The organism is Pseudoalteromonas sp. T1lg23B (genome assembly GCF_002964665.1).
GTDB lineage: Bacteria > Pseudomonadota > Gammaproteobacteria > Enterobacterales > Alteromonadaceae > Pseudoalteromonas.
This window is the reverse complement of the sequence record NZ_PQBZ01000001.1, coordinates 1-12,835: the sequence shown is the minus strand read 5'-3', so window position 1 is coordinate 12,835 and position 12,835 is coordinate 1. Positions and strand designations below refer to the sequence as shown.

Annotated in this window: 9 protein-coding genes; 4 read left to right on the top strand and 5 right to left on the bottom strand. The window is 43.3% G+C overall.

Annotated features, from left to right (window positions below; translation table 11 throughout):
• Positions 1-87 precede the first annotated feature (87 nt).
• Positions 88-1,482: a M20/M25/M40 family metallo-hydrolase gene (locus C2M32_RS00045; RefSeq protein ID WP_105166522.1), complete on the bottom strand. Its 1,395-nt coding sequence runs from the start codon at positions 1,480-1,482 to the stop codon at positions 88-90.
• 156 nt (positions 1,483-1,638) lie between these two features.
• Between C2M32_RS00045 and dbpA the strand changes: the two genes are divergently transcribed.
• Entirely contained in the window at positions 1,639-3,027 is a 1,389-nt protein-coding gene (gene dbpA / locus C2M32_RS00040; RefSeq protein WP_105166521.1) for an ATP-dependent RNA helicase DbpA, read from the top strand.
• Here the strand turns inward: dbpA and C2M32_RS00035 are convergent.
• A complete protein-coding gene (locus C2M32_RS00035) occupies positions 3,017-3,601 on the bottom strand; it encodes a DNA-J related domain-containing protein (RefSeq protein WP_105166520.1) in 585 nt (194 codons plus the stop codon). The two genes, dbpA and C2M32_RS00035, sit on opposite strands and share 11 nt — an antisense overlap.
• 107 nt (positions 3,602-3,708) lie before the next feature.
• On the opposite strand from C2M32_RS00035, the gene C2M32_RS00030 reads away from it, so the two are divergent.
• The gene (locus C2M32_RS00030; RefSeq protein ID WP_234401181.1) at positions 3,709-6,501 is read left to right on the top strand and encodes an ATP-binding protein; all 2,793 of its coding nucleotides are present in this window, start codon (positions 3,709-3,711) and stop codon (positions 6,499-6,501) included.
• Here the strand turns inward: C2M32_RS00030 and C2M32_RS00025 are convergent.
• The 3 genes from C2M32_RS00025 to trxA form a co-directional block, all read right to left on the bottom strand.
• Positions 6,478-7,734, bottom strand: a complete 1,257-nt coding sequence (locus C2M32_RS00025) for a methyl-accepting chemotaxis protein (RefSeq protein WP_105166518.1) — start codon at positions 7,732-7,734, stop codon at positions 6,478-6,480. The two genes, C2M32_RS00030 and C2M32_RS00025, sit on opposite strands and share 24 nt — an antisense overlap.
• 121 nt (positions 7,735-7,855) lie before the next feature.
• The gene (gene rho, locus C2M32_RS00020) at positions 7,856-9,115 is read right to left on the bottom strand and encodes a transcription termination factor Rho (protein WP_105166517.1); all 1,260 of its coding nucleotides are present in this window, start codon (positions 9,113-9,115) and stop codon (positions 7,856-7,858) included.
• Between the two features lie 208 nt (positions 9,116-9,323).
• Positions 9,324-9,650, bottom strand: coding sequence for a thioredoxin TrxA (gene trxA, locus C2M32_RS00015; RefSeq protein WP_105166516.1), 327 nt, complete (start codon positions 9,648-9,650; stop codon positions 9,324-9,326).
• Between the two features lie 91 nt (positions 9,651-9,741).
• Here trxA and rhlB point away from each other — a divergent pair, with 91 nt between their 5' ends.
• On the top strand, positions 9,742-11,016 hold the full coding sequence (gene rhlB, locus C2M32_RS00010) for an ATP-dependent RNA helicase RhlB (RefSeq protein WP_105166515.1): 1,275 nt from the start codon (positions 9,742-9,744) through the stop codon (positions 11,014-11,016).
• A 44-nt stretch (positions 11,017-11,060) separates the two neighbouring features.
• On the top strand, positions 11,061-12,563 hold the full coding sequence (gppA, locus tag C2M32_RS00005) for a guanosine-5'-triphosphate,3'-diphosphate diphosphatase (protein ID WP_105166514.1): 1,503 nt from the start codon (positions 11,061-11,063) through the stop codon (positions 12,561-12,563).
• Positions 12,564-12,835: the final 272 nt, after the last annotated feature.

Sequence of the window (12,835 nt, the reverse complement as noted above, 5' to 3'; positions counted from 1 at the left end):
ATAAGGCCGTGTTTTTTCTTCGTCGCACTTAAGTTACGAAGAATGTATACCATAACACCTAGTCTAAGCACATATCGTAACGTTAACTTACTGACTATTTGGGGTTATTTTATTTTTTGAGTTGGCTGCCATCATTGCAAATACAGCGTAGGCTGCGGTATTTTGTTTTAACTTAACAGGGTCTACTTTATCTAATGTGTCATCGGCCGTGTGGTGATAGTCAAAGTAGTCAGTGCCATCCTGATGGAGCGCAAAAATAGGCGCATTATGATGTGCTCGCAGCGGGATCAGATCGGGGCCCCCATGTGCGGCATTGGCTCGAATATATTCAATATCCAATGGTGCTAGCTGTTTAGCAATGGCTCTGACAATGGGTAAAGCGTTCGCTGTGACATTGCTCTCAAAACCATAGATGAGTCCTGCGCCAAAATCAGATTCGGCCGCTGCAACGATATTGTCTAACGCTCCCGCGTGACGCTTAAAGTAAGCTTTAGCTCCCCATAATCCAAGTTCCTCAGCGGCAAATAAGACGACGCGAATACTGCGTTTTGGTTGAGCGACAGCCTTTATATGCTTTGCAGCAGCCATGGTTAGCGCAACACCTGCTCCATCATCCAATGCGCCAGTGCCTAAATCCCAAGAATCCAAGTGTCCCCCGATCAGCACATACTGATTGGGAAACTCAGAGCCCGTGATTTCGCCTATCACGTTGTAGCTAGTACCTTCCCCTAGGCTCTCGCTTTGTACATTGATGTTGACAGAAACACTATGCCCTGCGGTGATGAGGCGTTCAAGTTGATCAGCATCGGGATTAGAGATAGCGGTCGCAGGGACTTTATTTACCCCTGACTGGTAATGACTGCCTCCGGTATGCGCAAAACGATGCTGGGCTGTGCTGACTGAGCGCATCATGTAAGCAACGGCTCCTTTTTTGGCTGCTTCAACGGCACCACTATTACGAGCGCGTACCGCTGGACCGTAGCCGTTGCCGTCAATATGTCTATTCATGCGATAGTTGATAAAGGCGATTTTGTTTTTCAGACTATCCTGTGGGGCTGCTATTAGTTCGTCCAATGTCTCAAATAGCACCACTTCGCCCGTTATGCCTTGCTTAGGAGTGCTGACACTATTACCTAATGCACTTAGGTGTATTGGTTGTTCACTCGGTGTGATAATGCGAGCAGATTCATGGTATCTGCGCCAATGTGGGAATGTTGCTGGCTCAGTCCAGACCTTGTCAAACCCGAGCGATTTGAATTTTTCTACGGCCCACGCGACGGCTTTTTTATCATTTTCAGTACCGGGTAATCGTGGTCCCACTTCGGTTGTAATCGATTCCAGCAGCTGCCAACTTAACTCACTGTTGAGAGCGTTTTCTCTCACTTGCTTAACTTGTTCAAGCTGTTTTGGCGTGAATTCCTGTGCCTGCACACTGATAGAAAAGATAAGTGTGCTAAACAGTGTGATGAGTTGTTTTTTCATTATATACCTGATTGCGCTGCCAGAAGTTGGCACATAGTGTTACATCGAATACCACACAGGCCAAATAAACGGGACTAAATACTTGTGGTGATGCGATATTCGCACACCTAGATTTCTGCTAGAATCTCGAATCATTTAATCCTTTGAGAACGGCACATGAGTTCAGCTGCATTTAATACCTTACCTTTAGCACAGGAGCTACTGGATACCCTGATTGACTTGGGTTTTAAAAATATGACGCCGATACAAGCACAAAGTTTACCTGTGGTTTTATCTGGCAAAGATGTCATCGCGCAGGCAAAAACTGGCTCGGGTAAGACCGTTGCGTTCGGTTTAGGTGTGTTATCGCGCTTAAATGTTGCCCGTTACCGAGTCCAAGGTCTGGTGTTATGCCCAACCAGAGAATTGGCCGAGCAAGTTGCTACGGAGCTGCGCAAACTCGCACGAGGTATTCACAACATCAAGATTTTAACCTTATGTGGTGGTGTGCCTATCGGGCCACAGATTGGCTCTTTGGAGCATGGTGCGCATATCATTGTGGGCACGCCAGGCAGAATCGAAGATCACCTATATAAGGGCACGCTAAATTTATCAGAAGTGTCTAGTTTAGTACTGGATGAAGCTGATCAAATGCTAGACATGGGCTTTGCTGATGCGCTGGATAACATCGTTTCTTATTTACCTGAGCAAAGACAAACGTTGTTGTTTAGTGCCACCTATCAAAAACGCATAGAAGACATTGCTGAGCGCGTAATGCTTAACCCTGAGATGGTGAAAGTTGAAGAACAGATGGTCAATACCAGCATCAAGCAACTGTTTTATAAACTAGATAATAACAAACTACGTTTCAATACCTTGAGGTTATTGCTGTTACAGCATAAACCACAAAGTTGCGTGGTGTTTTGCAACACCAAAGTAGAAACACAAAAGGCCTGTGATGAACTACGCGCCGCAGGTTTCAATGCGGTGGCATTACATGGAGACTTGGAACAAAGAGAGCGTGAGCAAACCTTAATCCGTTTTGCCAATAAGAGTGCGTCTATATTAGTTGCTACGGATGTTGCAGCCAGAGGGCTGGATATAGATGATATGGATATGGTGATCAATTATCACCTAGCGCATGACTCACAAACACATGTACATCGCATAGGACGTACCGGCCGAGGTGGTAAAAAAGGCTTAGCATGTTCAATTTATGGTGAGAGCGAAGCATTTAAAGTCGCTCAGATTGGTGATGTGTATGACCGAGATTTTGAGCCAGCACCCATGCCGCCACTTAGTTTGCTTGATAAGCCACCGTACAAACCGGATATGGTCACACTACAAATTGATGGTGGTAAAAAGCAAAAGATTCGTCCTGGTGACATCGTGGGGAGTTTAACTGGCGAGCAAGGCATTGCTTTTGCACAGATTGGTAAAATCAATGTACTTGATAACAGCGCCTATGTGGCGGTTGCCAGAGACGCGTCAAAACCTGCATTTCGTAAGTTGAGTGAAGGTAAACTGAAAGGTCGGAAGTTTCGAGTTCGCCGTATTAATCAATAACAACTAGATGCGCTTTAAGTAAGTCATATTCTGCTTTGAGTTGCTTAAAGCGCTGTGTGCATCCTTCTTGTTTGTCAGGGTGTTGTACTACAGCCTGTTGTCGCCAGACTCTTTTGAGTTGTTGCTTTTGATAGGGATAAGGAAGCTGCCAATGTTTACAAATATCTTTAATCACCGTTGTGGGCGTGTGTTTTGGTAAGTGAGTAGTCCCAAAGCTTTGCCAGAATGTGTCGAGCAATGCTATTACTTCTTCTTTGGTGGCTTCATAATTTTGCCAATCTAAATAATAGTCGCGCAGTGGATCTCTAGATTGTGGTGTATTTTGCAAAACTTCACATAGTTGAATATGCATACTACTAATACTGAGAAATAGGCCTTCCTGAAGCAACTCGCCTTGCAATTGATATAACGCATTCATGATCAAAAAGTTCTTTTTAAACAGCTCTCTATTGGGCTCCTTATCTAGCTGAGGAAAGGCTTGCTGGTGGCTTAATATGCCTGCTATGGTATGGACTTTATGTACTTTCTGGTCGCTGATAATGAGGAAAATCGCGTCGACTAAAGGGTTGATCATTGTTCCACCAATTGAGTTAGTGTATCTTCAGCATAGCATTATTTTTGTAGAAGGTGGTGGGAACAGGGATGGGTAAAGGGCTTATAGGCAGAGTACTGATATATATTATGTTGATTTTCAACATAACCTTGGCTGTATCTGCAAAAGAACCGACTTCATCGCTTGCGACGCAGATAGAGGAGTTGGGCGATTTAGAAAGCTGGCAAGATATCTCTATCAAAGGGCATCAGTTGCTTTCTCATCCGGATTTAACCTCAAAACAGCGTTTTGAATTATTGAAATCACTGGCCCGTGAGGCATTTGAACGCGACGACTTCGCAACAACAGAGCTGTATCTAAAAGAGATTGAATCAGAATATGTGCAGCAACCACTCAGCGATGAGTATTATTTTGCCATCAAACTTTTGGCAATTAACGCCTACCACCAAGGGCTTTATACCTCAGCCATCCCACAATATCTAAACGCTTTAAATATAGCCAGCAAACGCAACAATCCGCTTGAGCAAGCTAACATGCATAACAACCTAGGGTTGGCTTATGTCAAAACTAACGAGTTAGGCTTAGCGATTTCTCATTTTGGTGAAGCACAAAAGTTTTATCAGGGGTTGGGTGAAATGCAAGATGAGGCTGACATCGTGCTCAATATGTCGGCTGTTTATATTCGCCAATATCAGTTTGATGTTGCGCAAGAGATGATCAACACCGGCATGAAAATGTTTTCAGAGCTGGGTGATAGCTATGGCGTTGCGCTGGCACACACATACTTAGGGGAGTTGTTTAGCAAAAAGGGAATGACACATTCTGCGCGATATCACTTCCAGGCAGCAATTGACTACTATGAGCCGCAAAACAACATGGACCATTTAATGGTTCAGTACGCCAATCTAGCGGGTGTAAGCCTAGTGCAAGGTGAATTTGATAGGGCGGAAAAAGAGGCCAATTTTGCTTTGTACTATGCCGAGAAAATAAATAGTGATACGGGGCGTATGTGGGCATTATTCCCGCTGGCAAAAGCAATGTTTGTCAAAGGCGAGTTGCTCAAAGCTGAACAAATGATCAATGAAGCGATGTCTTTGGCAACTGAAACAGGCGCGCGTTATATTGAAAAAGAGGAGCTTGCAACGCTGTCTTTGATTCAGGCGGGCGTGGGTAAGCATGATCAAGCGTTGTTAAACTTTACTCGGTATCAAACAAATCAATATGAATTTTTGAACAAGAACGTGCTTGCCAAGATGATGGAATACCAAAATCGAATCGAAGCTGCGGAGTTGAATCGAGAAATTACTGAGCTAAAACAAGAGCAAGCGTTTCAAACGTTGCAAATCGAGAAGCGTGAGCAAGTGATCTGGCTAAGTTCCATGGTGGTATTATCACTTTTTATCGCCGTCGTCAGTTTGTATTTTAAGCAAGCAGAGAAAAACGCTAAAGTTGAACTGCGTGAGAAAGTCGCAGAAAGAACCGCTGAGCTACAGAGAGTGGCGGACGAACTCAGAGAAGCTAACCAAGTTAAAAATCAGTTTCTAGCCAATATCAGTCACGAGATCCGAACTCCCTTAACCTCGATAATTGGACAGGCTGAAGCCATGCTAAATGAACATGGTCAAAACTTTGAACTCAAGGCATCGTTGGGTGTTATCCAGCGTCAGGGGGAGCACCTAAAGGACCTAGTGAGTGATGTACTTGATTTGAGCCGAATAGAAGCACAGCGCCTAGAATTAGAATACACAGAGTTTTACCTACAAAGCCTACTCGATGATATCAGTGATATGTTTTATAACGCTTGTAAGGTGAAAGCGCTCCAGTTTAGTGTCAAAAGCGATGCTGATAACTCAGTTATGGTCAAGCTAGACTACGTCCGCCTTAAGCAGATCCTGATCAACTTACTGGGTAATGCGGTTAAGTTTACCGAGCAAGGTGTTGTTGAATTGCAAGTTAATTGTCAGCCATCGGGACTGATTTTTAAAGTGTTGGACACCGGTATTGGTATGAGCCAAGAGCAACTAAGTCGCGTATTTGAGAGCTTTCAGCAAGGCGATAACAGTATCACTCGCCGCTTCGGTGGGTCTGGCTTAGGTTTGTGTTTGTCCCAGCAGCTAACAGACATGATGGGCGGTAGTATCAGTGTTAATAGTGAACTCAATCAAGGAAGTGAGTTTATTGTTTATATCCCGTGTGCACCACAACATCGAGAATTGCCAGAGAGTCTAGAGCAACAGCAAGAGGTCAGCTGGGATTATGGAAAAGTACTCGTTGCCGAAGACCATGATGATAACCGTGCGCTCTTTAAGCGATTGATTGAACAGCTTGGTCTTGAAGTTATTGTCGCCAAAAATGGTGAGGAAGCCGTAGAGCTCTGCTTAAGAGAGTATCCTGATGTGGTATTGATGGATATACAGATGCCAAAAATGGATGGCGTAGAAGCGCTTAATTTACTGCATCAATCTGGCTTTGACCAACCTGTGTATGCGCTGACGGCCAATGTGATGGAGCATGAAATTCAGGCGTACTTAAAAGCAGGGTTTACTGGCCATTTAGGCAAGCCCCTTGATCGAAAACTATTGATAAAGTCACTGCAGAGGCACCTATCAACAGCTTCAGAATTCGTATCCAGCCAGGTAGATATCAGCGATTTAGCTGCAAGCTTTGTAACGACGTTACCCAATGAACGCGCAGTCGTGATTGAACTTTGGCAGACTAAGCAGTGGCTAAGCTTACAGCGAGCATGTCATCGTTTATCAGGTGCGGCGAGCACATTTAATTTTACATCTCTGGCAAGTACCTCACGACAGCTAGAGAGTGCGCTATCAAAAGAGCAGTATCAGCAAGCCGAACATTTGTATTTAATCTTGTGTGATGAGCTCCAGTATCTGGGCTTGTCAGAACAACTCGACGTCGGATGAGTCTCCCTTTTCAAGTTTGTCAGGTTGATTATCAACATGACTATGCATTTTGGGTTCTCGCTTGGACATGTCAGGTGGATCGTAGTCTGCTTTAAAAAGCGATAGTTTTTCATGTATGGTGACGGCTAGATTGAGCAGGTCGCTGCTGGAAACCGCTTGAATTTTAGAGCTGGATAACGCATCGGAATTTAACTCAACCATAGATTCAATGCTGCTTTGTGCTTCATCATAGACTACCTTTTGTTGCTCCACTTGTGCATGAATACTTTGGGACATGTCGTTGACATTCACCATTGCTTGTTCGATTTGATCCATTTCTTTGGTGGAGGCTTCTGATAGAGACACCGTTTGTTCTGTTTGTGCCAACGCCTCTTGCATCAGACTATGAGCACTATCCGTACCCGCCTGAATTTTTGCAACCATATCTCGAACTTGTTGTGTGGATTGGCTGGTGCGTGCAGCAAGACTTCGTACTTCATCAGCTACGACTGCAAAACCTCGGCCTTGCTCTCCCGCACGAGCCGCCTCTATCGCTGCATTCAGCGCGAGTAAGTTTGTTTGTTCTGCGATAGAGTTTATTACATCAATGACAGAGCTGATAGCGTCACTGTCCGTTTTTAAAGTTTCAATTTGTTGACTCGTTTGTTCAATATTACCCACAAGCCCTAGTAAACTGTTTTGACTCTTATTGGTATCTTGACGGGTTTGTTTTACGGCGTATGTTGCAGCTTCAACTGAGTGATAAATTTTTTCTAAGTTTTGATCAAGTTCTCTTGATACTTCCAACATGCGGTTTATAGATGAGGCTAAATCCTGTCCATGAGCATGTTGAATTGATGCTTTTTGCGTCATTGATGCGTAGGTATCACGTAAGTTATCAGCCATTGGAGAGAGTCTCGCAGACGAGGCGTAGACCTCGCCAATGATATGCTCAATGGTGAGCAGACTCGCATTAAGCGCGAAACAAGCAGCTGGTAGGCTTTTATCGTTTTCGTCAAACCGAAAGGTTAGATCAATACACCCCTCTTTGACTAATGCTTGTACGAGTTTGTCTAAATTAGAGGTGTGTTGAAGTCTACGTTGATAGTACAGGCCACAGCAAACCGCTAGTATGGATGAGGCTGCTACGAGCACTGAAATCACAGTGGTGGATAATGAAAAAAGCACACCTATGCTTATCAATAACAAGGCATTTAGGGCTAAAAAAAGCATAGCTAGCTGCTGCGTTTTCATTGCTTTGGGAGTCCGTTTAAATTCTAAAAGACTCATAATGTATAGTAGATAAAATCTACTTCGCCAAGCAATGGGCAATAAAAAAGCCTGTAAAAACAGGCTTCTTTTTAAACTATACGGATTACTTTCTGCGCATCAGTTCAAAGAACTCATCGTTTGTTTTACTCATAGATAGTTTATCGATGAGGAACTCCATGGCGTCAATCTCTGACATTTCATGAACGATTTTACGTAAGATCCACATTTTTTGTAGTTCGTCAGTTTTCGTCAGCAACTCTTCACGACGAGTACCCGAACGGTTGAAGTCGATAGCAGGGAACACACGCTTTTCAGCAATCTTACGATTTAGGTGTAGTTCCATGTTACCTGTACCTTTAAACTCTTCGTAGATAACTTCATCCATTTTTGAGCCTGTGTCGATAAGTGCCGTTGCGATGATAGTTAAGCTACCGCCTTCTTCAACATTACGAGCTGCCCCAAAGAAGCGCTTTGGTTTATGTAGTGCGTTTGCATCTACACCACCTGTTAGCACTTTACCTGATGATGGGATCACTGTGTTGTAAGCACGAGCTAAACGGGTGATTGAGTCAAGCAAGATAACCACATCTTTTTTGTGCTCGACCAAACGTTTAGCTTTTTCGATAACCATTTCAGCAACTTGTACGTGACGGTTTGCTGGTTCATCAAATGTTGATGCGATTACTTCACCTTTTACTAGGCGTTGCATCTCGGTTACCTCTTCTGGACGCTCGTCAATCAACAATACCATCAGTGTTGCATCAGGATTGTTATAAGTGATTGATTGTGCGATGTTTTGAAGAAGCATGGTTTTACCAGCTTTCGGTGGGGCGACGATAAGAGCACGTTGTCCTTTACCGATAGGAGAAGCCAGATCTAATACTCGAGCTGTGATGTCTTCTGTACTACCGTTACCGCGTTCCATAACAAAACGTTCGTTCGCATGGATTGGAGTAAGGTTTTCAAACAATATTTTGGTACGAGAGTTTTCAGGCTTATCGAAATTAACCTCATTGACTTTCAGTAACGCAAAATAACGTTCACCATCTTTAGGTGGGCGGATCAAACCGCTGATGGTGTCACCTGTGCGCATACTAAAGCGTCTAATTTGGCTTGGAGAGACATAAATATCATCTGGTCCAGCTAAATAAGATGCTTCTGATGAGCGTAAAAAGCCGAAGCCATCTTGCAGAATTTCTAAAACACCGCCGCCGTAAATGTTTTCGCCGCTTTTGGCGTGGGCTTTTAAAATGGCAAAAATAATGTCTTGTTTTCTTAGACGGGCTACGTTTTCGAGTCCCATAGACTCGGCTAGTTTTACAAGTTCGTTGATTGACTTGTCTTTAAGTTCGCGTAAATGCATATTGGTGGGTTCTTTATTACAATTGTCATTCTCGTATAACGAGAGAGGTTGATTTGATAAATCTAAGGTTAGTGGTGATATAAATTAGCAGCTAGGTCGCTGGGCGTCCAGTCTTTATACAAATTTTGTGTGAAAAATCTAAAATAAACTGGAAAATAAAGTAATACGCACCCGTTTTGAAACCCACGGGTGCATATTTCAAGCGTAGTTAGGCGTTGCTTTCTAAGAACTCAACAAGTTGAGTTTTAGATAGGGCACCTACTTTAGTTGCTACAACTGCACCATCTTTAAATAGTAGTAGGGTAGGAATACCACGAATACCGAATTTAGGTGGTGTACCCGCATTTTGGTCGATATTAAGTTTACCTATGACTACTTTACCATCAAACTCGTCAGCAACTTCGTTTAAAATTGGGGCGATCATTTTACAAGGACCACACCATTCAGCCCAGAAATCAACAAGTACTGGCTTGTCTGATTTAAGTACGTCTGCTTCAAAGCTGTCATCGGTAAGTTGAATAATTTTGTCGCTCATTGCGCTCTCCATTAGAATTTGGCGAATTATTTAATGCGTATTTAAACACTCTTGTTTCTTATTGCAAGTTTAAACGTTATGCTTTATCGCTATGACTAAGACACATTTGACCAATAAAAAATTTTCTGACTTTGCTTTAGCGCCGGAAGTGGTCGCCGGCTTAACCGCGAATGGCTTCGAATATTGTACGCCAATCCAAGCAAAGTGTTTGCCTTTTGTTGTTGATGGCCGTGATATTGCGGGCCAAGCTCAAACGGGGACAGGTAAAACTTTGGCTTTTTTAACAGCCACTTGTCATCGTTTGATGCAATCAGAAGGCATTTCCAGAAAGCAACCAAGGGCACTGATCATGGCTCCCACTAGGGAACTGGCGATTCAGATACATAAAGATGCAAAAATTATTGCGCCACACTGTGATCTCAAACTAGGTTTGATATATGGTGGCGAAGATTACGAAAAACAACGTGCACAACTGGAAAATGGTGTAGATATTTTAATTGGCACAACAGGACGCCTAATCGATTTCTACAAACAAGGTGCATATAGCCTCAATGAAATCGAAGTTGTGGTGTTAGATGAAGCAGATCGAATGTTCGATTTAGGTTTTATCAAAGATATTCGTTATTTGTTCAATCGGATGCCGGAGACATCTGAGCGATTAAACTTACTATTTTCAGCAACCCTATCGTACCGGGTTCAAGAGTTGGCTTTTGAGCATATGACCAACCCTGAACATGTGCAGATAGAGCCGAATGTGAAAACTGGGAAACGCATCCAAGAAGAGTTATTCCACCCTTCACACGATGATAAGATCCCATTGTTGCTTACATTAATAGAAGAAGAGTGGCCGGAAAAAGCGATTATTTTTGCGAACACCAAACAAAGTTGTGAAAACGTTTATGCATGGTTGAAAGCTGATGGACATCGCGTGGGACTACTCACTGGTGACGTTAATCAGAAAAAGCGACAGAGTATTTTAGGGCAATTTTCCAAAGGGGATGTTGATTTTCTGGTAGCTACTGATGTTGCTGCTCGTGGTTTACATATTCCAGAAGTAAGTCATGTGTTCAATTTTGACCTGCCGGATGACTGCGAAGATTATGTTCATCGAATCGGTCGTACAGCTAGAGCGGGTGCATCTGGACACGCAATTAGCTTTGCTTGTGAGCAATATGCGTACAATTTACATGAGATCGAGTCTTATATCGAACATGCAATCCCTCTTTCGCATTATGATAAAACAGCTTTGCTTGATGACTTAACTAAGCCTAATATGCAAAGAAAAAGGAACTACTCATCTGGACCACGCAACCGTAATAACGGACGTCGCCAAGGTAGTTACCAAAAGCAGCGCTCTAATAACTAAATTAGAGCGATCACATTGGTACTTGTTTCTAGAGGTTTACATTAGTGGGGCAGACAATTCCTCAAAGTAACGTGTTCGCGGTTATAGATCTAGGCTCAAACAGCTTTCATATGCTTATTGCTAGGCATGTCGCGGGTGGCGTGCATACCATTGGCCGCGTTAAACGCAAAGTGCGCTTAGCCGCTGGTTTAGATAAAAGTAATGTGTTGTCAGAAGAAGCGATGCAAAGAGGATGGGAATGTTTGGCCCTGTTTGCAGAGCGATTGCAAGATATACCGAAGAAGAACATCAGCATAGTCGCAACGGCAACGCTTAGACTTGCCAAAAATGCGGACGAGTTCAGGGTAAAAGCAGAGCAGATCCTCAACCACAAGATCAACGTGATTAGCGGTGAGTTAGAAGCTAAGACCATTTATAAAGGCGTGGCGCACACATCATCTTGTCAGGGTCGTCAGTTGGTGATCGATATAGGGGGTGCTAGTACCGAAGTCATCATCGGTAAAGGATTTGACGCTCTGCTATACAAGAGCCTGAACATGGGCTGTGTCACGTTCTTAGAGCATTATTTTTCTGACGGTTTGCTTAGTTCAGAAAACTTTGATCGTGCAATCACATCTGCGAAAAAAGTGATCCAACCAATACAGAAAGATTTTGTAGCGTTAGGATGGCAACTGGCCATAGGTGCTTCGGGTACCGTCCAGGCTATTCAAGAAATACTCGCTGCAGATGGTCAAACTGATCTACTTACGCTTGAAAAACTTCAAGACATTCAGGTTCAAGCTATTGCCTGCAAGACGATAAAAGAGCTCGATTTACCAGGGCTAAGTGAAGAGCGCAGATTGGTATTTGTATCAGGATTGGCTATCCTCATTGCACTTTTTGAGTCTCTGCACATAGCCCAGATGGGCCTTGCTGGCGGGGCTTTACGTGAAGGTGTTTTGTACAGCATGATCCCAGAGTTACATAACTCGGATATTTGCAAACGAACGCTAGATAGCTTTATGGATCGTTACCATGTCGATAAGCGACAAGCCAGCTATGTTGCAGAGCTTGCCTTGTCTTTAGCTAAACAGCTAGTAGACACATGGCAACTCGACCTTGAGGTAACGAAAAAGATCCTGTGTGCCGTTGCTTGCGTGCATGAGATTGGATTAATTGTAGATTATAAGCTTTATCATAAACATAGTGCATATATTCTTAATCATACTGGCATGCCTGGCTATTCAAAAATAGAAAAGCAAATAATTGTTGCTTTGACTGCATCGCATAGAGCTGACCTCAACCTAAAGACTTTTGCTCATCTGGGCTCTCATGCTCAAACTACGCAGAGGCTAAGCCGCATTGTACGATTGGCGGTTATCCTATCTATGCGTAGGCAGGATGATATGGTGCCACCAGTCACTATTTCTGCAGATAACAAAGAACAACTGACACTAAGCTTTGAAACTGATTGGTTGGTGAACCACCCTCTCATGGAGAGTGAACTGGAACAAGAAGTACAATATCAGCACAAAGTTGATTGGAATATACAAATAAAGCGCTATTAAGCGCTTTATTTGTATATAAAACTATCAAAAACACAGCTTTCGCTCAAAAATGACGCGAACAGTTTGTTTTTATCACTTTTCTTCAAAAATTCCTCAAAAACCGCTTGCGCTTTTTATTCGCCGCCCTATAATGCGACCCCACTGACACGGAGCGCTACGCTGAATAAGCAAAGCAACAACGGGTCAGGGTCGAGTAAAACTTAACTTTGAAACTTCTTAAAATTAAGTGTTGACAAAAATTAGGGAATGCTTAGAATGCACATCCCTCGAAA

Coding starts and splice junctions, on each gene's coding strand:
- dbpA (WP_105166521.1), top strand. CDS start 1,639: ATGAGTTCAGCTGCATTTAATACCTTACCTTTAGCACAGGAGCTACTG.
- C2M32_RS00025 (WP_105166518.1), bottom strand. CDS start 7,734: ATGAAAACGCAGCAGCTAGCTATGCTTTTTTTAGCCCTAAATGCCTTG.
- C2M32_RS00045 (WP_105166522.1), bottom strand. CDS start 1,482: ATGAAAAAACAACTCATCACACTGTTTAGCACACTTATCTTTTCTATC.
- C2M32_RS00035 (WP_105166520.1), bottom strand. CDS start 3,601: ATGATCAACCCTTTAGTCGACGCGATTTTCCTCATTATCAGCGACCAG.
- rhlB (WP_105166515.1), top strand. CDS start 9,742: ATGACTAAGACACATTTGACCAATAAAAAATTTTCTGACTTTGCTTTA.
- C2M32_RS00030 (WP_234401181.1), top strand. CDS start 3,709: ATGTTGATTTTCAACATAACCTTGGCTGTATCTGCAAAAGAACCGACT.
- trxA (WP_105166516.1), bottom strand. CDS start 9,650: ATGAGCGACAAAATTATTCAACTTACCGATGACAGCTTTGAAGCAGAC.
- rho (WP_105166517.1), bottom strand. CDS start 9,115: ATGCATTTACGCGAACTTAAAGACAAGTCAATCAACGAACTTGTAAAA.